This is a genomic window from Acinetobacter sp. ANC 4558, from assembly GCF_002135375.1.
GTDB lineage: Bacteria > Pseudomonadota > Gammaproteobacteria > Pseudomonadales > Moraxellaceae > Acinetobacter.
This window is the reverse complement of record NZ_NEGH01000001.1, coordinates 397,088-417,974: the sequence shown is the minus strand read 5'-3', so window position 1 is coordinate 417,974 and position 20,887 is coordinate 397,088. Positions and strand designations below refer to the sequence as shown.

The 20,887-nt window shown below is 35.7% G+C and carries 16 protein-coding genes, 1 other RNA gene and 2 pseudogenes; 5 read left to right on the top strand and 14 right to left on the bottom strand.

Annotation, left to right across the window (positions count from 1 at the left end; translation table 11 throughout):
• Positions 1 to 8: 8 nt before the first annotated feature.
• Entirely contained in the window at positions 9 to 2,789 is a 2,781-nt protein-coding gene (locus B9T31_RS01985; protein ID WP_086180281.1) for an autotransporter assembly complex protein TamA, read from the bottom strand.
• A gap of 175 nt (positions 2,790 to 2,964) precedes the next feature.
• Between B9T31_RS01985 and B9T31_RS01980 the strand changes: the two genes are divergently transcribed.
• Both B9T31_RS01980 and coq7 read left to right on the top strand, forming a co-directional pair.
• Positions 2,965 to 4,287: an MFS transporter gene (locus B9T31_RS01980; protein ID WP_171264670.1), complete on the top strand. Its 1,323-nt coding sequence runs from the start codon at positions 2,965 to 2,967 to the stop codon at positions 4,285 to 4,287.
• A 4-nt stretch (positions 4,288 to 4,291) separates the two neighbouring features.
• Positions 4,292 to 4,927 (top strand): 2-polyprenyl-3-methyl-6-methoxy-1,4-benzoquinone monooxygenase, encoded by a 636-nt coding sequence (gene coq7 / locus B9T31_RS01975; RefSeq protein WP_086180279.1) that lies wholly within the window; start codon positions 4,292 to 4,294, stop codon positions 4,925 to 4,927.
• A gap of 265 nt (positions 4,928 to 5,192) precedes the next feature.
• Here coq7 and B9T31_RS01970 read toward each other — a convergent pair whose 3' ends face one another.
• Positions 5,193 to 6,914, bottom strand: coding sequence for a thiamine pyrophosphate-dependent enzyme (locus tag B9T31_RS01970; protein ID WP_086180278.1), 1,722 nt, complete (start codon positions 6,912 to 6,914; stop codon positions 5,193 to 5,195).
• Positions 6,915 to 7,174: 260 nt separating this feature from the next.
• On the opposite strand from B9T31_RS01970, the gene ssrS reads away from it, so the two are divergent.
• The 3 genes from ssrS to B9T31_RS17650 all read left to right on the top strand — a co-directional run bounded on the left by ssrS (position 7,175) and on the right by B9T31_RS17650 (position 8,165).
• Positions 7,175 to 7,361: non-coding RNA, 6S RNA (gene ssrS, locus B9T31_RS01965), on the top strand.
• A gap of 402 nt (positions 7,362 to 7,763) precedes the next feature.
• The gene (locus B9T31_RS18105; protein WP_265733375.1) at positions 7,764 to 7,889 is read left to right on the top strand and encodes a hypothetical protein; all 126 of its coding nucleotides are present in this window, start codon (positions 7,764 to 7,766) and stop codon (positions 7,887 to 7,889) included.
• A 72-nt stretch (positions 7,890 to 7,961) separates the two neighbouring features.
• A complete protein-coding gene (locus tag B9T31_RS17650; RefSeq protein WP_139840893.1) occupies positions 7,962 to 8,165 on the top strand; it encodes a hypothetical protein in 204 nt (67 codons plus the stop codon).
• A gap of 211 nt (positions 8,166 to 8,376) precedes the next feature.
• On the opposite strand, the pseudogene cas6f reads toward B9T31_RS17650, so the two are convergent.
• From cas6f to B9T31_RS01910, 12 genes and pseudogenes are all read right to left on the bottom strand, one after another.
• Positions 8,377 to 8,991, bottom strand: a pseudogene (gene cas6f / locus B9T31_RS01960) (type I-F CRISPR-associated endoribonuclease Cas6/Csy4).
• Positions 8,992 to 9,476: 485 nt separating this feature from the next.
• A pseudogene (locus B9T31_RS17950) lies at positions 9,477 to 9,738 on the bottom strand (PAAR domain-containing protein); the annotation flags it as partial.
• 71 nt (positions 9,739 to 9,809) lie between these two features.
• A complete protein-coding gene (locus B9T31_RS01950) occupies positions 9,810 to 10,298 on the bottom strand; it encodes a TetR-like C-terminal domain-containing protein (RefSeq protein ID WP_139840892.1) in 489 nt (162 codons plus the stop codon).
• 7 nt (positions 10,299 to 10,305) lie between these two features.
• Positions 10,306 to 10,476, bottom strand: coding sequence for a TetR/AcrR family transcriptional regulator (locus B9T31_RS17645; RefSeq protein ID WP_139840891.1), 171 nt, complete (start codon positions 10,474 to 10,476; stop codon positions 10,306 to 10,308).
• Positions 10,477 to 10,905: 429 nt separating this feature from the next.
• Complete coding sequence (locus B9T31_RS01945) at positions 10,906 to 11,103, bottom strand: hypothetical protein (protein WP_086180276.1); 198 nt, start codon at positions 11,101 to 11,103, stop codon at positions 10,906 to 10,908.
• Positions 11,104 to 11,272: 169 nt separating this feature from the next.
• Positions 11,273 to 13,510, bottom strand: coding sequence for a TonB-dependent receptor (locus B9T31_RS01940; protein WP_086180275.1), 2,238 nt, complete (start codon positions 13,508 to 13,510; stop codon positions 11,273 to 11,275).
• 140 nt (positions 13,511 to 13,650) lie between these two features.
• Positions 13,651 to 14,616, bottom strand: coding sequence for a siderophore ABC transporter substrate-binding protein (locus tag B9T31_RS01935; protein WP_086180274.1), 966 nt, complete (start codon positions 14,614 to 14,616; stop codon positions 13,651 to 13,653).
• Positions 14,617 to 14,622: 6 nt separating this feature from the next.
• The gene (locus tag B9T31_RS01930; RefSeq protein ID WP_086180273.1) at positions 14,623 to 15,393 is read right to left on the bottom strand and encodes an ABC transporter ATP-binding protein; all 771 of its coding nucleotides are present in this window, start codon (positions 15,391 to 15,393) and stop codon (positions 14,623 to 14,625) included.
• Positions 15,390 to 16,313 (bottom strand): iron chelate uptake ABC transporter family permease subunit, encoded by a 924-nt coding sequence (locus tag B9T31_RS01925; protein WP_416202509.1) that lies wholly within the window; start codon positions 16,311 to 16,313, stop codon positions 15,390 to 15,392. The genes B9T31_RS01930 and B9T31_RS01925 overlap by 4 nt, the downstream gene beginning before the upstream one ends.
• Before the next feature lie 23 nt (positions 16,314 to 16,336).
• Positions 16,337 to 17,278, bottom strand: a complete 942-nt coding sequence (locus tag B9T31_RS01920) for an ABC transporter permease (protein ID WP_086180271.1) — start codon at positions 17,276 to 17,278, stop codon at positions 16,337 to 16,339.
• The gene (locus B9T31_RS01915; RefSeq protein WP_086180270.1) at positions 17,269 to 19,047 is read right to left on the bottom strand and encodes an ABC transporter ATP-binding protein; all 1,779 of its coding nucleotides are present in this window, start codon (positions 19,045 to 19,047) and stop codon (positions 17,269 to 17,271) included. The genes B9T31_RS01920 and B9T31_RS01915 overlap by 10 nt, the downstream gene beginning before the upstream one ends.
• The gene (locus B9T31_RS01910; protein ID WP_086180269.1) at positions 19,041 to 20,846 is read right to left on the bottom strand and encodes an ABC transporter ATP-binding protein; all 1,806 of its coding nucleotides are present in this window, start codon (positions 20,844 to 20,846) and stop codon (positions 19,041 to 19,043) included. The genes B9T31_RS01915 and B9T31_RS01910 overlap by 7 nt, the downstream gene beginning before the upstream one ends.
• Positions 20,847 to 20,887 lie beyond the last annotated feature (41 nt).

Sequence of the window (20,887 nt, the reverse complement as noted above, 5' to 3'; positions counted from 1 at the left end):
CCTTCATATTAAATTTGTGGACCAATAAAGAAATGTAAACGAATCGGACGATCTTCTTTATCTGAAATACCAGATGCTAAGTCGATACGAATTGGTCCAATCGGAGATGCCCAACGTAACCCAACCCCCACACTATATGCAGTTGGATTACTAAAGTTTTTATCATAAGCATTACCAAAATCACTAAAAACAGCAGCTCGCCATCCTTCGATAAATTGATAATTATATTCAAGTGAACCAACAGCTAGTGCCTGCCCACCGATTTTAAAACCAAACTCTTTTGGAGATAATGACTTATAATCAAACCCACGTATCGTTTGATCTCCCCCTGCAAAATATCTTAAATTATACGGTACTTCATTAAAGTCTTTAGTAAAAATATAACCTAAATTCGCACGTCCAAGAACTTGGTTATTGGCATTTTCTCCATAAGAAAATAGAAACTTCCAGCCTGCGTTAACAATTGCCATGTCCGTATCACTGAGTAAATTTTTACTACCAAGTTCAACTTTATAGTTTTGGCTAATCCCTTTGGTTGGGTTAACACGTTTATCTGCATCTATTCTTGAAATTTCATACCCAAATAACAAAGATTCTTGCTGTGGTTTGGTATTTGCAAGAAACCAATCTGGAATATCATCTTTATTAAAAATTCCTTTTTCAGTTAAACGATCTAAACGATAACGTGTACTCCATGTATGTTGCCAACTTCCGCGCGGGTTTTTGATGACTCTATCTATTCCAGCCACGCCTGTTTCAATCATCAAGTTCCCATCTGCACTCACATTTTTTCGTTCTTCTCGCTCATAACCACCTACTAAAGTAATATAATCATTCAATGGATGATTATATGGAATATTATAGCGCCCTTCTATCGCTTGACGGATTTGTGATAACTCCAAGTTCGCATCAAAAGAATGTCCTCGTCTATTCACAATTGCACGACGATACTGAGTACGTAAACGTACACCTGTGTCTGATCCATAACCTAAACCAGTCTCAATACTGTTGAGACGATCTGCATTCAATGTAACGAGTACTGGAACGGTATGTTCTTGTCGGGCTAATGCTTTAAGACGTTCAGTTTCTGCTGCTTTTTTGGCTTCTTCTTCTATATTCTCTTCTATAAGTGTTGGTTGAATGAGGGCTTTATTTTTATCAATATTTTGCACTGTTCCTGCAAATTCAGCTTCATTTACAACATTTTGAGTCACTTCTTTATTTGAAATTGGGCTATCAGTTGGATTTAATCGTGTTCGTAACTCTTCGGGAGCATCTTCTTCATTGAGTAATGCTTGTATATCTGGAGTCAGTTCTAAAGGTTTTTCAATGGGATCTGGAATAATTGTATCGACTAGTGTGTAATTAAAATAACGTGAATTGGTTAAATTATTCACCAAACCCGTCACTCGCCATAAAGCATAATCTTGCCCAGCCTGCCATGGCACCATTTTTTCTAACACATCCATATCTAAAGGTATTTTTTTAGTTGGATCACTCATCATAAATTCTGCTGGACCCAAGCGATAACGTGTTCCAGTTTCATATTTTAAATCAATAATCGCTTCATTTTCTGGTTGCAAAATTTGTAAATCATGAATACGCCAATATGAATCAAAATATCCGTTACTTGAAGCGGCCTCAGTAATTCGATCTTTGGTCTTTGTATATAATCCTTGATTTAAAATATCACCAACCTGCAAATCTGGTAGTATTCCAATTACTTGAAATTGCGGTAAATCTGCACCTGCACCAATAAATACAATATCTTGCTTATCGACAATAACTGGATCATTCGGTTCTACAAAAACATCTAAACTTGCTCTGCCTTTTTTTTCAAAATGAAAAATGGCATTATAAAATCCAACAGCTTCTGCTGCATTTTTAGATAAAGCCCTGAGTTGTGGTACGGCAGACGAATAATCACTAAATACCTCAACAGTATAACTAGAAAGTTTCGCTTCAATATTGTCTTTTAGTTTTTGCTGAGCAGCAATTTCTTTTTTAGATAATGCGGTGCTCCGTCCATCATCTATTAAATGTACATGGGCTGTAATTCTTTCTGCTGGTGCATTTTCTTCGTCCTTAGGAGGACGAATAGAATATAAAATTCTTTTAAAAACATTCAGCTTTTTAGGTTCCTCAATTTGATCACTGGCTAAACCTAAATCCCGAAGTGTCGCACCCTTTTCATTCGCATCGACCACAATTTTACTTTCAGCTTGAATCGTGGTCATGAGTTGATCAACATTTACAGGTGCAAAATTAATTTCCGCGAGTTCCTGTTGAGTAGCCTCACTCACCGTAATTTCATTTTTCTGATTTGCTCTATATGCCAAAGCTTCACTTTTTGCTTCATCCGCTACGGCAAATATTTCGTTGACCATTGCTGGGTTAACGTCAAATGAAGGCAGTGGTGCTAAATCATCAATATTAATATTTTTAAATTCTTTAATATCTGCATTTTCATTTAATTGTTCTTGTAGCATTTGTAAACTATCAGGAATATTCTCATCTGCGGGCAATTCAATTTTTTCTAGCTTGTCAGTTACTTCTTGTTTTGAATTTGTAGTAAGCTGTTTTTCAATGTGCGCTGATGTCTGTATTTCTGAAGAATAAATTGAATTTTTCTGAAGATGAGAAAAATCACTCATGTTTTCAGCAAGTGTTTGATGACTGACAAAACTTAAAAATAGGCCCATATATGCGTGTTTTGCATGCTTCCACTGAATAATGGAAGTCATACTCATATATAATGTTGACTTTTTAAACTTCAGATGTGCAGGCATACAAACTCGATATTAACTAATTAGTTCTGATGGAAATTCAAATATGAATAAAAACACAAATTTTTATATAAATACAAATCTTTCTTTGAAGAAGTTCCTTAAATATCATACCTGATTTTGATTTAATTACACTAACTAGTGACAATTCTTAATAATTTTAAAATGAAGTAGTTTTATCATGGAAAAAAATGAGCATTTACTCCGTACACGTCGTTTTTTACCGATGTTTCTTACCCAGTTTTTCGGTGCATTGAATGACAACGTCTTTAAACAAGCTTTACTCTTAGTCATTACTTATGGACTCATTCAGCAGCAAATTAACGACGTGAGTATGCTTAATAATTTTGCTGCGCTTCTATTTATTTTACCCTACTTTATTTTTTCAGCGACTGCAGGCCAAATTGCAGATAAATATGAACAATCTCAGTTAATTCGAGGCATTAAAATCCTTGAAATCATCATCATGATCATTGGGACAATTGGCTTTTTATTGGCCAATATCTGGATTTTATTATTCGCATTATTTTTAATGGGCACGCACTCCACTTTTTTTGGACCAATAAAATATGCCATTTTGCCTGAAATTTTGAAATCTAATGAATTAATGTCGGGTAATGCTCTATTTCAGTCAGGCACATCTTTGGCGATTCTAATTGGAATGATTTTAGGGGGTACAGTCATTTCTACTTTTGGAAGTAACTTAATTTGGATCAGTACTACAGTTTTAACCATCGCCATTTTAGGCTATATTTCTAGTCGATTTATTTTAAAACAACCTGTTACAGCACCCCATATTCAAGTTGATTGGAACTTTTTTAGAACAAGCTTTCAAACGATTCGATACGCTAAAAATTTACCCTTAATCTTTACTATTTTATTAGGTAATTCGTGGTATTGGTTTTATGGTGCAACATATTTAACCCAAATTCCTCAAATGACACTTGAAAATTTACATGGCAATGAAAATGTCGTCATTTTATTACTCACCTTATTTTCTGTTGGAATTGGCGTAGGTTCATTACTGTGTCGTAAAATTGGTGGCACTGAAGTCAATATCCGAATGGTACCTATTGGCGCAATAGGTCTAACTATTTTTGCCTTATATTTAGCAATCAGCTTACACTTTATTCCACAACATTTAGAGAGTTTATTAGGTTTAAGTCAATTATTCCAACATGGTGGTGCGTATTACCATGTCCTCCTTGCAGTGACTCTATTGGGGATTAGTGGTGGTTTTTACATCGTTCCACTCTATGCAATGATGCAAGCCTATGCCCCTCGATCACATCGTGCACGGGTCGTGGCTGCAAATAATATTTTAAATGCCATTTTTATGGTAAGTTCGGCTATATTTTCAATTATCATTTTAAGTGTACTTAGTATCAATATTAAAATACTGTTTTGTATTACAGCTATTTTAAGTGCTATTTTCTCAATCTGGTTACTCACTCGACTAAAATTTTTATTAAAAACTGCACACGTCTCTTTGGAGGATTAATCTCATGCGTCAATATACGGGTGTCGATAAGCTGATTCAGTCGTTCGACCAAGCATTACGCAGTCTAGTGCCTGGTGCGACTTCTGCACATCGTGAAAACCCAGGAAATGATCAAAATGCTCAACTTTCTGTGAGCAATGCGCGACATGTAGCAGGGCTAATGCGCGTTAATCATAGTGGTGAAGTTTGCGCACAAGCGCTTTATCATGGACAAGCATTGACAGCCAAGCTACCCAATGTACGTCTTGAAATGGAAAAAGCTGCAATAGAAGAACAAGATCACCTTGCTTGGTGTGAAGACCGTCTTCAAGAACTCGATAGTTTACCCAGTCTATTAAATCCAATTTGGTATTCATTATCCTTCAGTATGGGTGCCTTAGCTGGAATTGCAGGAGATAAATACAGTTTAGGTTTTGTTGCGGAAACTGAAAGACAAGTGAGCTTGCATTTAATTGATCATATTCAACAATTACCTGAACAAGATCAACGTTCTTTAAAAATATTAGAGCAAATGAATGAAGATGAACTTCATCATCGTGATACCGCACTCAAAGCTGGTGGTGTTGACTTGCCTTTCCCTGTACGTATAACCATGACAGCAATTTCAAAGCTAATGACCAAAACCAGTTATTACATTTAATGTTGAATTATGTTGATTGCTATTTAAACTAAAAGCGTCATTTATTTTTAACATTGAGATCATAAACTTAAAGAAAAAACATAATACGAGCGCATTTCGAGAAACCCAATTTGGAAACAAATTGGGCTTTTTTTAATCATTCACAATAATATGAACTTAATACAATATTAAATTTATATCACCTTCTTAGAGAAAAAACTTAAATAAAACTCAGGATAAATCAACTTTATTCTGAGGTCGTCATATCCCCGTTCTAATCTTCTTTTTAAGAGCGAAGGTTATCCTCTATTAAATGTGCCACATCAGAATATTTACCTTCAAGTATGGCTTTTGCACTATACAGCGCCATGCTCGAAACATTATCCGTTGCAATCGTTGGAGGAACAATTAACTCATTTGGGCTGGTCTTAACATTTAATAGTGCTGGACCATCATATGACAAGCATGCTTTCACAGCCGCATCTAAATCAGCTCCATGTTCAATGGTTTCTGCATAAAAACCCATACCCTTAGCAATCATCGCCAAATCACCATTATGCAAATCAGTATACCGATTGATCAAACCTTCACCTTTTTGCTCTAACTCCACAAAATCAAGGGCACCATTATTTAAAACAAAAATTTTAATGGGTAATTTTTCTTGATATGCCGTTAATAAATCACCCAATAACATGGTTAAACCGCCATCTCCAGAAATTGAAATGACCTGTCGATTTGGAAATGCTTTTTGTAAACCTAAAGCTTGTGGCATTGCATTTGCCATTGTACCGTGCTTTAAACTGGTGAGGGTTCGACGCTGACCATTAACATGAATATGACGACTCATCCAAACCATTGCAGAACCTACATCGGATGTGAAAATAGCATCATCTTTTGCATAATTATCAATTAATTCAACCAAATATTGGGGATGAATAGGTCCCGTTTTTTCAATAACGGCACGTGCGTCTAATTTTCGAATCGATTGGCAATACAATTCCACATGATGCTCTAAAAATGCACGGTCTGACCGAGGCTTTAATAATGGCAATAATGCTTGAATCGTATCTTTTATTGCACCCACTGCACCAAATTCAATCGGATGGCGTAAACCTAATTGAGTCGCATCATGATCAATTTGAATTATTTTCGTATGTTCAGGGTAAAATTGTGACCATGCAAATCCACAACCTAATAATAATAAAGTATCGCAGCTTTTGATCATATCAAATGCGCCTTTATTACCAAACATACCCGTCATTCCAACATTATATGGATTTTGATATTCTACGAAATCTTTTGCACGTGAAGAGTGTGCAACAGGCGCTTTTAAAAGTTCGGCAAGTTGCACCAATTCATCATGTGCATATTGACATCCAATCCCTGCATAAATACCAATTTTTTCCCCTTGCTCAATTAACTGAACAATCTGCTTTAATTCATCATCATTTGGTTTTAATACAGGATTTGCTTGCCAAACTTTAATTGCATCATTGTCCTGCACTAAGGCCTTGCTCACATCTACAGGTAAGACAATAACAGCAACTCCTTTTTTATTTATTGCTGCTTGAGATGCTTGAGTAAAAACACGTCTTGCCTGCTTCGGATCTGTCAATTGCTGACAAAATACCGAACATTCTTTATATATCGATAAAACGTCCACTTCTTGTGGAAAGCCTGTTCCTAAATTTTCACTTGCCAATTGACTTGCAATTAAAATAACAGGAGCATTATTTCGATGTGCTTCAAAAATACCATTAATAAAATGCAAACTTCCAGGTCCACAAGAACCCGCACAAGCAGTTAACCGATCTGCAACAAAAGCTTCTGCACCCGCAGCGAATGCACCCGCCTCTTCATGACGCATATGAATCCATTCAATCGAGCTTTGATAAATTGATTCTGTAACAAAGTTGAGTGTATCTCCTACCACCCCATAACAATGTTTAACTCCCGCCTGTTCTAATACATTGACAAGTATGTCAGATACTTTTTTTAAGTTTGTCATGGCAACAATCACCTTATAAGAATTTAATGAATTATTTAGGTAAATATAATTAAATATCAGTTATTAAAATCTCATTAAATCTTAGCAAAATAAATGATTTATTATTATAATATTTATATTTTAAAATGTAATTTTTCTAGTTTTACACGCATATATCAAATGAAATATAAATTGTTTAAATATTGCGCAAATAATACTAATTCTGATGCGCTTTAAGCGTATAAGGATTTTACATCTCTTATTTATTCGTTATACTAAATGTAACTCTGAGATGTTCGCCAGCGGGTCAAATTCCCCTGAGCCGATACTTAAACTTATGGATTGTGTTCTGTATATTTAGAGCGTATGCCCATCTTCGTGTGGGAAACCCAGCAAGTATGCGTCGCGTCCACCTTGAACTCTTCGGGTTCAAGGGTAATGACATGCAGCGGCATCATCGGAGTGCTTTAAGTTATTGTTTTTCAACATTCACCAACAAAATTTCAAAAATCCCCACCAAATCAACTTTCATTTTCTAGCGCTTTGTATACTCCATGTATACCAAAGATTTAATTACTTATTCAGCTAATGCTGTTAGTAAATGAACAATGACTAATAAAAAAGTATTTATTACCCTTTCGTTCGTTAAAAATTTGATTAAACAACTAAATGATTCACATGTAGAAGAAACCTTAAAAAAATCAAAATAATATTGTTTTGATTTTTCCTCTGAGAAAAACTGTTTTTCATGACCTCAGGCTGATTGATTTTGTTAGTAAAGCTACACGCCATTCTCTCGTATATACCGTTGAAAAGAAGATGCCCAATGGTGTTCCCTGTCGTATAACTATTGGAGATCATTGAGTTTACATGCCAGAGACTGCACGGCAAAAAGCAACTGAGTATCTTTTAGAAATGTCCCATGGGATAAACCCTAATGACAAAAAAGAACAGTTACGTCAAAAGGTTTCTCAGGAACGTCATAATCATCAGTAAATTCCGACTGTATTAAAAATTAAAGCTAAATCAGGGCTAAAACCCAATACAGTCGCTGTATATGACAGAGGTATGAATCTGTATTTAAAAGATTGGCATCATTTAAAAATTACAGATATAACCATGGAAATGGTAGTTGATAAACATACCAAAATATCACAAACCAATAAGTCTCATGCCAACATCACACTTAAGCTATTTTCTGCAATTTACAACTATCACCGTACGACAGTGAACAAGTTAATAAAACAACAACGACTAACCCAAATTTTCTAAGCTACCTATACGGCAGTGAATGACTAATAGCTGCCGTGTATCCTGTCCGTGAATTTCTAAGCTGCCTATACGGCAGTGAACACTGATTTTAACGAAAAAATAAAGTTATAACAGTAATTTAACCCTTAAATCTTCTAAAAGACCCAATTTTTAAACTACTATCATAACTTATTGATTTTATTAAGCTGTTAAAGAGTATAAAAATATTGGGTTAAAATTCAGGTACAAATGATACCGAACTTAATCCATAAGTACTAAAAACCTGAGTTTCAGATTTTTCTGCCAATTGCTTTTCTATAATCAATTTAAAACGTTTTTCACTTTGCTGATCTGAAGTGCTCAAACTTTTCATTTCGATATAAGGCAAATTCCTTGTTGTAACGATATTGCTATATCTAGCTAATGCTTCATCAAAGCCAATATCCCCACGTTTTGTACGATAACGTGCCAAACATTGTGCATTGGTTTTGACTTGTTTACGCTTATAAATGGCATAATCCTTAATATCACTAGGTACTTCACGAATCAAAGTGATATGTACATAATCATTTAAGTCTAAGTCTTTATACTGCAACCATTTTCGAATATCTAATTTTTTTAAATCACATTCAGACTCAGTAAATAAACGTAATTTTGTACCAATAAACCCTACCCCTTTATCTTAATGAAAATGATATTGAGGGAATGAGAATCCAATGTTTACTTTATTGTCAGCATTTTTAACTTCGACCAAAGCAAGATGTAATTGAAGATAAAGTTGTGACCACAATCCATAAGGGGAAAATTTTTCATTTTCCATTAATGTCACTTCAATGTAATAGTTCATTATCTCTTCCAAAACTCGAATATCCGTGACATAAGCCAAGCTTGGACTGCATAATTGCTTTTAATTTTAGGGATGGATTTGTATTCATCCGTATTCCAACATCCCTCGTTCTTCTCCAATAGTTTGGTAGTATAAACCTGACCTTCTCTTGATATAATTACTTTGCCAAAAGGATAAACTTTAACATCACATCATTAGATAAAAGATACGCATTTATCGAAGCACTAACAAATAATTTATGACCAGTGATTTTGTAATTCAAAAAGTAGCTAACAGCTCCTGAGCGCATTCGTAATATACCAACACCTTTATTTTTTGCTCATTCGCACTAATTATCGCCTTATGCTGTACAAATATATTTGTTTTATAATTCTCCACATAAAAATGTTCATATTGCTCTTTTGAAATAAAATTATTATTTAAATGTTCTTTTGAATTGATGAGTTTTAAATTTGACAAAGTAGAACCTCCATAAGAGTTCTCTTTATCACCAGCAACATGACTTTGCTGAGGTAAAATCCTTGCACCATAGGTTAATTTATCACCTGCATATGCAACAATCTTGCCGTCAAAAATGACATGATCATGACTCTTATTAACAGTAGACCATGTTTTACATTTTGGACAAAAGTACCCATCACCAGCTCATACAAATAAATTTCCCATTTGAGAGTTTTTCATTTGTGTTGCTGGAATAATCCCACCATGATCAGTGGGGGCGTTATGAACTGCGAATCCCATTTGCATAATTATATGTATAAAATTTTAATAATGTTCAGTATTTACCACATATTGTGATGGTTATTGAATAATATTTCTTATTTGTAAATTAAATATCTATTTTTCAATATTTTAATAAATACTTTATATATGCTTTTACAGCTTTTACAGCTTTTACAGCTTTTACAAACAATACCTTCAAAAACTACTTTTCTCATCTGCTTTATAAAATTATCATCAATCGGAAAAGCACCCGTCAACATTCTAGAAATCATTGGTCCATATAGCGAATCTATCAATGCTTCCAAATCAAGATCTGAACGAAACTCCCCTTTATCAATCCCACGCTGTAACGCAACTTTAGCTGCATCCCTCCTAGGCTTAAAATAACCTAAATAAAAAGCATCTCTCATTTCTAAATCACATTGACTAAAACCAATCATCTCGGTCAGAATTTCCCCTGTTCGACCTCTATAAACTTGTGCTAGATTATTCAATTGCTGCTCAATATCCATAAGAGCCGATCCAGTTTCATGAAATGCTATGGAGGAATTGACTGCATCCATAAAAGCTTCAACAGCAAGCACTCCCTTACTAGTCCACCAACGGTAAACCAACACCAGCCTTGGCTGCAACTCCTTCAATAGACATTTGATGAAAACCTATTGATTTCAGCAACTCATAAGTCGCTTCAAGGATTGCTTTACGGGATGCTTCACTCCGTTTGCGACCAGGGCCGTCTGGTAAAGATGCAGCAGTATTCATGAAATTAACGCCTATGATTAATTAATTGTATGGCACTACATACAAATAGTAGAGCTTATTATTTCTAATTGGCAATTTAAAGGATTTAACTTACTTTTATATTAAAACGATACGATTCGTATTTTATTTTTCTTCAGCATCAACTATCAATGATGTAATCCCCTGACTGTAATGCTGAATTACAAAAAATTAGGTCGTATGAAGAACTTTATCTTACTAAGATGCATAGAAAAAATTAATGCGTTTTTATTTTAGATTTATGATCATGTTTCAAAGCACCATTTACAATATTTTTATTAAGAACTCATTTTGTTATTTTACAAAGCTTTAGTCTAAACTTCAAAGTATCTAAATTTTCATAACTTAAAGCATCTCTATTCACACCATCAATCCAATTACTTTCATTATCTTCTAAAAAGCTTTTTGCTATCATAATTTTAATAAAACTTTATTAAAAATTACCTCTTTAACAGGAAAAGCTATATTTTCATTTGAAGTAAGAATAATCTCCCTATCATCCTCTAAAAGCGTTTTAAAATTATCTTCAACAAACAAGTCAATATCTTTTTTATCTGAAGCATTACAACCAGAAATTACTAGACTCAATAAAAGTATTAAATATTTCATTTTATTACCTAAACGTTTTTATTGGCGGCAGTCCAGTCTAATATATCCCATTACTCTTAAACAGAAGATCTTTGAGCAAAACCCGCATAAATAAAGGCACATGGCATTTAACCATAAATAGAAATAGAAAGCTCTTCAGAAGAATGAGCTTTCTATAAGAATATTACTATTAAAAATCAATTGATGCTGAAAGCATATAAGTTCGAGGTGCTCCCAACGCTAAATTAGATAATTGTGGCATGCCCCAATATGCTTTATTAGTCACATTATTAATCGTTGTACGGATTACAACAGGATAACTTAAAACATTTGACTTATAACGTGCGCCTAAATCATAAAGCGTTCGACCAGAAGCATATAAGGTATTTTCTTGATTAATATATTGCTTTGAAACTGCTGTGATATTTCCTGTTAAAGTTAAACCATGTAATTGCGAAATATCCCACTCCACTCCCAGTTTAGCCTGTTGCTTTGCAACACCAGTCGCTGTATTTCCTTGATTTTTCCCGCCTGCTGTTTTCGTTAATTTTGGATCAATATATGCAATACCCCCGAGTATGCGAACATATTCTATTGGTTTTCCAAAAAAGCTCCATTCAATACCTCTATTTCGTTGTTTGCCGTCTGCTGAAAAAACATTTGTAACAGGATCGAGATAACTACTTGGTTTCTCAATTTCAAAAATATTTAACCCATTTGCAAATTTACTAAATTCAACTTTAATACCTAACTCTTTTTGTTTTGTTTTAAAAGGCGTAAAAATCTCCCCATTATTTTCTGCATTAGATGGTGCTGTAGTACCTTGACTTAGACCCTCAATATAATTGGCATATAATGAAACATTATCTGTCAATCTAAACAATATTGCAGCACCAGGTGTGATTGCACTTTTATCATAACGAGAACGAGAAGGAGGTCGAGTATCTGTTTTAGGATAAAAAGCTTTACTTATCACATTTTGATGTCGTATCCCGAATGTTAATTGCACTTTATCTTGCGCAAAAGATAAGGTATCTGCGAGACCATAACTGCTTAAATGTGATGTTGTTTTAGAAATAAAAGGTGTATTAAATGGAACAGGTTGTCCCCAAACAGGATTATAAATATTGGTCGGCCAATTTGCACCCGCTACAGTTCGTACCCCATAATCATTTTGATGATGTTCATAGTAAGTTGCATTTGCAACCCATTGATGACTGATAACGCCTGTATCAAGTTCTCCCTTTATCCCAATATCAGCAGATTTTTTTTCAAGATCAAATGCTAACTGACCAATTGTAGTATTTAGCTTTCCATGCTGATCGAGGAGTGTCGCAGACATCGCACCATTATATTTATAGTTGGTTTTACTCTGCCCGTAAGTGATATATGTCATCAGTTGATCATTAAAATCGTACTCGGCACGGACCATTGCGCCTTTGTCCTTTGTTTCAACAAACGACCAGTCGGGATTCAATAATGTATTTGGTTTTGGCGGCTTAGGAATTGTAATGCCAGGGGACAAGTTAATTCCACGTGTCACACCATCTACTCGATCTTCAGCAGCATATACATCAGCTGAAATACGTGCTTTTTCACCACGCCAATCTACCCCTAGAGAGAATAATTCGGTTTTTTTATTTTGATGTTTAATTGCGCCTGTTCCATCACGATACACCGTGTTCAATCGTACCCCAAACTCTTTATTTTGACCAAAACGACGTCCTATATCGAGATGACCACCAAACTGTGAATCTGACATATATGTGGTTGTCAAACGATTAATTGGCGTGTTGCTAGCACGTTTGGTAACTAAGTTGATTGTCCCCCCTACCGATCCTGCGGGTGGCATACCATTGAGCAATGCAGAGGGTCCTTTTAAGACATCGATACGTTCGAACATTTCTGGTGATGTTCGGTAAAATGGTGTCATGCCAAACAAACCATTCATCGACATATCACTTGGACTTGATGCAAAACCACGAATATAGAAATTTTCTGCCCAGCCCCCACTCGCACCATTGGTAAATACAGCTGGATCAGTTTTAGCAATAACATCAGTAATATCTTTTGCTTGCTGATTTTCAATATATTGTTCTGTATATCCGATCGTGCTAAATGGTGTTTCTAAAAAGTCTTTTTCACCTAAAAAACCTAATCTATTGTGTGAAGAAATCTGACCCTCTAAAACACTATTTTTTTCATTTACGGCTTGTAAACGGATGACTGGTAAATTTTGTAAAGCTTCTTGATTCGATGAGGACACATCTATTGTTTGTGCATTAATTTTTGATAAAGGAATGAATGTCGTTAATCCTAAACCAAAGAGCATTTGAGCAAAAAATAATTTTTTCAATTTAAATTGTGGCGTTGATTTTTTAAGTGAACGCTTCAAAGCGTACTGAAAAAGTGGGGGATTATGTTTCATTTGCAAATTTCCTTTCATTTTTAGGCACAAGTTTCCCTACCACACTTTTTTTATTGAAAAGTATGCTGTTCTAACTTGCTTCGGGTATTGGTTTTGGCTAGAGTTTATCTGGCTATAAATTTATCGTATAAAGACCTAATTCATAGCTGGTACCCCTTAATGATGTCATCAATCAAAATATGCATAGATGTTGGACTTGCTGCAGTGGTATACCAAGCATCTGCATCGACAAAAATAACTTTCCCATTTTTCCAAGCTTTGGTTTGACGCAGTAAAGGGTTACTCATCCGTTCAGCATTGATTGTTGGACGATGCTCCATGACCGCTGTACGATCTACGATATATAAAATATCTGGATCTGCTTGTTTAATAAATTCACTAGAAATCGGTTGCCCATGCAAGCTTTTATCAATTACAGTACTTGCAGGCTTTACACCTAATGCATTAAAAATAAAGCCGTAACGTGATTGAATTCCAAAATTACTAAAAGCACCATTATTATGTAAAACCACCAATGCTTTTTCAGGACGATTTGCTGTTACTTTTCGTACTTCTTCTAGTTTTTCATCCAATGCTTTGACTTTTTGATTTGCTAATTCTTGTCGATTAAAAATTTGTCCTAATGTCATTAAATGTGCTTTTATCATCTCGATATGATGATGCTGACTATTATTAAAATTAATGTCATAGTGCACAGTCGGTGAAATTGCACTCAGAGCTTGATACTGATTCGCTTGGAGTGGTGTCATCAAAATAATGTCTGGTTTTAAGGCATAAATCCTTTCCATATTTGGCTGAACAATTGAACCCAAATCTTGAACATTTTTATCCTCTTTATATTTTTTTAAAAAATGCGGAACATAATCTTTGGGCATACCGACAATTGGAACATTCAGTTGGTCGAGGAAGTCAGCCTCATTCATATCAAGCACAGCAGCTCTTTGAGGATGATAATTAATCATGGTCACCCCAAGTTCATGCTTGACCGTGATGGGAGTTTCTAACTTCTCAAGTGTCTGTGTAGCATCGGCAGATTTTTTTTCACATCCTGCTAATATGACTGTCGTCAGCAACGCTAGCATCCAAGATTTACGATTCCAATTCATGCGTATTCAAACTCCTGTTGAATTGAAGTAATTGCACATACAGCCTCGTTCGCTGTGAGTAATTTCAAAATCAAGCTCATATAAATCATCTAGATACTGTGCAGTAATAACTTCTTTTACGGGCCCACTAAAATGAAGTTTTCCATGTTTCAGTGCCACAATATGATCAGAATAATTTGCAGCAAAATTAATATCATGAATGACAAGAATGATGGTTCTTCCTTGTTCATCGCATAAGCGACGTAATGCACGCATGATTTGAACCGCATGTTTCATATCTAGGTTATTTAAAGGTTCATCTAATAAAAGTATCTTTGTCTGCTGGGCAATTGTCATTGCCAAAAAAGCCATCTGCCGTTGACCACCGCTTAACTCATCAATATAAGATTTACGTAATGCGTCTAAGTCCAAAAACTGAATTGCATCATCAATTATTTGATAATCATTGGCTGTTAACGAACCATTGCTGTAGGGAAATCGACCAAAAGAAATCAACTCTTCAACCGTCATTCGTAAATTAAAATTTGGAGATTGACGTAGCGTTGCCACATATTTGGCATATTCAGCCGTGCGAATATCTGCAATATTTTTTTGATCGAATAAAATTTCTCCCTGATCTGGCATCGATAAATGTGCCATCATCATCAATAAAGTAGATTTTCCTGCACCATTTGGTCCAATGAGTGATATCACCTGTTTTTCTGGAAACTGAATATTGATATCTGAAAGTATATTTTTAACACCATACGATTTATGGATATTTCGCACAGTAATCATGAAACACCTCTAGCACGAACTGTTAGGACAAGGAAATAAATACCGCAGACTAAATTGACTAAAATACTGACTGTCGTTTTGTAATTAAAAACATGCTCAACTAAAATTTGAGCAATCAGAAATATGGCAATTGCAACACCACAGCCGATGGGTAACGTAAATTTATGTTGATGATTGCCAGCAAGTGCATAGGCAATATTGGCAATAAATACGCCCATGAACGCTGTAGGACCAATTAAACTCGTTGAAATTGCAACCAGTATTGCAATGATGGCAAGGAAGAATTTGACATATTGATGATGATCGACTCCTAATGACATCGCTTGTTCTCTGCCCAAAACCATCACATCTAAAACTGCTCTTTTTTTCCTCAATATCCAAAGCACAATTGCAACCATAATCACTGCATAAATTAAGGTTTCAGACTGAGAGCGATTAAATGATGCATAACTTAATCCCTGAAATATTGAAAACTCACCTGGGCTTATTTTTAACTGAATGAACTGAGTGACGGCACTAATCACCATGGTTAAAACTAAGCCAAATAGGAGAAGTTGAAATACGTCATGGCGATGACGAGTTAACAACCATCGGTGAATTGCCCATGAATAAAAAAGCATCAATAAAATTGAAACAAAAAAGTTGCCATTTAAACCGAGCCATGACAATCCATAGGTTCCAAAGATAAATAACAACATGACCTGCCACAGTAAATAAACTGCTTCATATCCCATAATAGAAGGCGTCAAAATACGATTGCTGACCAGCGTCTGAAAAATAATTGAAGAAAATGCAATACAAATTCCACCCAGAATAATTGTGGCGAGTCGAATTAAACGCTGTGGAATGACGTAATTAAAATCTAATCCTGCATTGAAAAATATAAATAATATGGCTAGAAAAATTACACTGAGCACCATCACCCATTGCTTCAATTTGCTCACTATCGAAGCCCTCTAAGAATCATTATGAGGAATAAAACGCCACCAATTCCGCCTGCGGTCAAACCAATGGGTACTTCAAATGGATAAAGTATAGAACGCCCGATAATGTCGCAAATGAGTAATAAAGAGGCACCAGCCAAAGCCACGATCGGTAAGGTTTTTGCCAAATTTTCGCCATACATTAAAGCAACTAAATTTGGAATAACCAGCCCAACAAAAGGAATAGCGCCCACCGTGATGACTGTTGCTGCAACAGTGATTGCAACTAATATCAAGCCAATTGTTGCCATACTTGCATATCCCAATCCTAGACTTGAAGCCATTTCTGCTCCCATGCCAAGTACAGTAAAGCGATGTGCAAAAATATAGGTCAACACGACAATAGGAAGAATGAGATATATGATTTCATAGTGACCTTGGACAATTCGAGAGAAATCGCCCATCAGCCAGCCTTGCATACTCTGTAAAATATTATTACGGTATGCATAAAATTCCGCTAAGGCACTTAATATACCGCCATACATTAACCCAATGATTGGAACCAATACCGTATTCCTAAATTGAATACGGCGAATGATTACAATATATATGAGGCTTGCAAGAAAACAGAAAAGCATCGCAAATAACATTTTACTCAGCACACTTGCCGCTGGCATAAGCGTTAACGAGACTAATATTCCAAGTTTTGCTGCATCTAGACCACCAGTGGTACCCGGTTCAACGAAACGATTTCGAACAATATGCTGTAAAATTACACCACATACGGATAGTCCAACACCTGTTAAAATAATGGCGACCAATCGAGGAATTCGACTTGCGGTCAGTGTCAGCCAAGCATCACTGGATGTCGAAAATAAATCTGTCCACACAATTTGCTGAGCACCTAGAAGCAACGAAATAATGCACAGAATACAAAATAGAAAAAGTAAGACTATGGGCATGAACGATGCTCGCTGCTAGGCATATTTTTCCCAATTCGCCATCCTTTAACGGTCTGCCCCAGTTCCAAATAACGTGCATAGTGCCCATGCATTAAACGTAATTGTGTTGGTGTACCTTGTTCAACGACTTGCCCTTTTTCTAATACAACAATTTGATCTGCCGCTGTAATGGTGGAGAGTTGATGGGCAATCACTAATATTGTTTTTTGACCACGTAACTGATTCAGCAGTTCACAAATAATCGCTTGATTTTCTGTATCTAAAGCAGCAGTCGCCTCATCAACCAATAAAATCGGTGTATCTTTCAAAAGTGCACGTGCAATGGTAATCCGTTGTCGCTCCCCGCCCGATAATCGAGCCCCACCCTCGCCAACCATTGTTTCAAGACCATCAGGAAGTCGCGTTAACATTTCTACAATGCCTGCTTGCTGAATAACTTGCATAACTTGCTCATCAGTCGCATGTTCTCTTCCCATCCGAATATTTTGAGCGATCGTGCCTGAAAATAGATAATTATCTTGGAAGATTTGACTAATTTGTTCAGAGAGTTGTTCTGAACGTAGTTGTTTTAAATCAACGCCACCAATTAATATTTGCCCTTGATTGACATCAAAAAAACGAGAAACTAATTTTGTTAAAGTGGTTTTTCCTGAACCAGAAGCCCCAATCAGTGCGGTCATACTTCCTGATGCAATGTGTAAGTTCACATTATTTAATACATCTTGCTCATTCTCGGTATAACGGAATCTTACATTTTTAAATTCAATAGACGCACCATTCAGCTTTTTAGAAACGTCTACTTCAGGTAATGCTTTGACTTGAAAAATATTTTGTACAGCCACAACTTGACTAGCGGCACTACGTAAAACTTCGCTATAACTTGCAACTTCAAGCAAAGCATCAATAAAACGACTAATCAGTAATAATAAAACAGTAATGCTGATGATTTCTGTCAATAACATTTGAGCAGATGTATGAAGATTGATTAAAAATACGATCACAATAAGCAATACAGCAAAAACGATTTGAATGGCCCATGTATTCAATACTGCTGACAATGAAGACATCAAAATAAGTTTTAGACTCAAATGACGTTGCTGATCCACAGCTCTATCAATAAAACGAGTACTACTACCTTGACCATTAAAAGCACGTAAAACAGATTGTGCTTGTGCAAACTCCACCATGCGTTGACTTGTAACAGCGAAACTTTGCTGATATTGCACATCAGTAGATTGTGCAATTTTAGATGTCAACTTAAATATCACCATGACCAAAAAAGTTGCTATCAATGCAATTAAGCCTAAAATACCTTGTATATACAACAATGCAATAACGATAACGGATAGGGTAATAGCACTCGTAATTAAAGGGGTAAAAACATGTGCAGGCAGTTGAGCAATAGACATCATGCCTTGTGTAACAAGATGATTAAAATGAGCTGTGTTTTTTTGCGAAAACCAACCAATGGGTAAGCTTGCAACATGATGCCCTAAACGTAAGCGCGTATTCTCTAAAACAACAAGACCAACACGAATGCCCATTTGCTCAACAATGCGTCGTAAATACCAACACAATATGATTGAAAAACATAAGAAGCTGAACCAAAGTACAATTTCACTCATATTCCCCAACATCAATTGAGCTAAAATGAATGCCAACATAACAATGCTTAAGCCACAAAGTATTGCATATACAATTGTTAAGCCAATATAACGGTGAAAAATAGCAACATCCTCACCTAGCAGTTGAGAAAATGTTTTTAGCATGATGTTTCTCCCACTGGCTTTGATGAATTGCTTTCCGTATATGACCATAATTGAGCATAGATGCCTTTTTGAGCCAACAGTGATTGATGAGTTCCTTGCTCAGCAATTTCTCCTTGATTTAGTACAAGGATTTGATCTGCATACATAATCGTATCTAAGCGATGAGCAATGACTAAAAGAGTGCGACCTTGAGAGAATCTCGAAAGTGCATCTTGAATCGCAATTTCATTTTCAATATCAGCAGCAGCCGTTGCCTCATCAAGTACCAATATTGGAGGGTCAAGCAAAATGGCTCTAGCAATACTAATTCTTTGGCGCTCACCACCTGATAGTTGGATGTCATCGCCAACAATGGATTCATATTGATGAGGGAGAGTCATAATTTTATGATGAATATTTGCAGCTTTTGCAGCTTGTTCTATTTCTTCAAGGCTTGCATTCGGACACCCAAGCGCTATATTTTCTCGTATGCTTGCATGAATTAGACGTGTATCTTGTAAAACAAATCCGATGTGCCGATATAATGTTGATGTCTCAATATCACGTAAATCTACCCCATCCAATGTAATTTTCCCCTTTACTGGATCAAAAAAACGTAATAGCAATTGAGCAATTGTTGATTTTCCAGCACCAGAAGCTCCAACAATCGCTGTAATGGTTCCTGGCTCTAGTGAAAAGTTTAAATGAGATACGACAGGACGCTGTTCTTCATAGAAATAACTCACCTGATGAAAACAAATGTGATTATTTTTTATCGATATTTTTTGATCAGCTTTGGTTACTGATAATACGGGAGTTTCTAATAACGCTAAAATTCTTTGTGCTGCGCCATTGCTTGCTTGTAAGTCATGTAAAAGTGTATGTAACAATAAAACGGGAGCACAAATTGCAGGTGTAACAAACAAAAAAGGTAGTAAATCTATAGGCTTAAGCCAACCCAACGAAATAAAAATTATTCCACTGCCCAATACAACACCTAATATTGTAATAGGCGAAATCATAGCGTGTGCATGAGCCATTGACTTAACCAATGGACGAGTGAATGCTTTAAAAGCTTGTGCAAATGAATGGACTGCTTGCTGGTATCCTTGTGAAGCCTGACCAGTTTTACCAAAAGTTTTTACCACTGGAATTGCATGACTAAATTCAATGGATGCGCTATTTAGCTGACCAAGTTGAACTGCGAATTCCTGAATATTATTTCCGCTTGCATTCATTGCTTTACGCAAAAAAATAGCAAATCCTAAAAATGGCAACAATGCAATAATTGCCATTCTCCAATCCATCATAAATATAAAAATAACAGCAACAATGATCGTGCCTAAAGTACGTCCCACTGTAGGATAAAAATGTGCAGTTAAACTATGCAGTAAACCAATATCATCCTGCATGATTTGTTTAACTTCACCAGAACTTCGTGCTGTAAACCATCCTAAAGGAACTTGTGTTAAATGCTCCGTGATATCTTTTTGTAGTAGTCCCGTAATTTCATGATCAGCCAAATGCGCAATTAACTCACTGATGGTTAGCAATAACATTCCAAGTAATAGACTACTGATACTAATGAATATCACCCATATAATTTTACTATTACTTTCTCCCAATGCACCGAACGTCATCATATCTGTAAACATATAACTGATAACAAACGTCATTCCGATTAAAGGAGCCAATGTCAGCATGGAGCCAATTACTGCTGTGACTGAAGAGAGAATTAACTTTGACCGAATAGGACGTAATATAAAATTTAATGGCTTCGAATATCGAGGTTGAGCTTCTTTCACACGACTTGCACACATAGAACTAAAAATCCTGTCATTGATAATTCATGTTCAATATC

What these genes read in the sequence shown, in the direction of transcription:
- B9T31_RS01985 (WP_086180281.1), bottom strand. Translation starts at nt 2,789, where the DNA reads ATGCCTGCACATCTGAAGTTTAAAAAGTCAACATTATATATGAGTATG.
- coq7 (WP_086180279.1), top strand. Translation starts at nt 4,292, where the DNA reads ATGCGTCAATATACGGGTGTCGATAAGCTGATTCAGTCGTTCGACCAA.
- B9T31_RS01970 (WP_086180278.1), bottom strand. Translation starts at nt 6,914, where the DNA reads ATGACAAACTTAAAAAAAGTATCTGACATACTTGTCAATGTATTAGAA.
- B9T31_RS18105 (WP_265733375.1), top strand. Translation starts at nt 7,764, where the DNA reads ATGCCAGAGACTGCACGGCAAAAAGCAACTGAGTATCTTTTAGAAATG.
- B9T31_RS17650 (WP_139840893.1), top strand. Translation starts at nt 7,962, where the DNA reads ATGAATCTGTATTTAAAAGATTGGCATCATTTAAAAATTACAGATATA.
- B9T31_RS17645 (WP_139840891.1), bottom strand. Translation starts at nt 10,476, where the DNA reads ATGAATACTGCTGCATCTTTACCAGACGGCCCTGGTCGCAAACGGAGT.
- B9T31_RS01945 (WP_086180276.1), bottom strand. Translation starts at nt 11,103, where the DNA reads ATGAAATATTTAATACTTTTATTGAGTCTAGTAATTTCTGGTTGTAAT.
- B9T31_RS01940 (WP_086180275.1), bottom strand. Translation starts at nt 13,510, where the DNA reads ATGAAACATAATCCCCCACTTTTTCAGTACGCTTTGAAGCGTTCACTT.
- B9T31_RS01935 (WP_086180274.1), bottom strand. Translation starts at nt 14,616, where the DNA reads ATGAATTGGAATCGTAAATCTTGGATGCTAGCGTTGCTGACGACAGTC.
- B9T31_RS01930 (WP_086180273.1), bottom strand. Translation starts at nt 15,393, where the DNA reads ATGATTACTGTGCGAAATATCCATAAATCGTATGGTGTTAAAAATATA.
- B9T31_RS01925 (WP_416202509.1), bottom strand. Translation starts at nt 16,313, where the DNA reads ATGGTGCTCAGTGTAATTTTTCTAGCCATATTATTTATATTTTTCAAT.
- B9T31_RS01920 (WP_086180271.1), bottom strand. Translation starts at nt 17,278, where the DNA reads ATGCCCATAGTCTTACTTTTTCTATTTTGTATTCTGTGCATTATTTCG.
- B9T31_RS01915 (WP_086180270.1), bottom strand. Translation starts at nt 19,047, where the DNA reads ATGCTAAAAACATTTTCTCAACTGCTAGGTGAGGATGTTGCTATTTTT.
- B9T31_RS01910 (WP_086180269.1), bottom strand. Translation starts at nt 20,846, where the DNA reads ATGTGTGCAAGTCGTGTGAAAGAAGCTCAACCTCGATATTCGAAGCCA.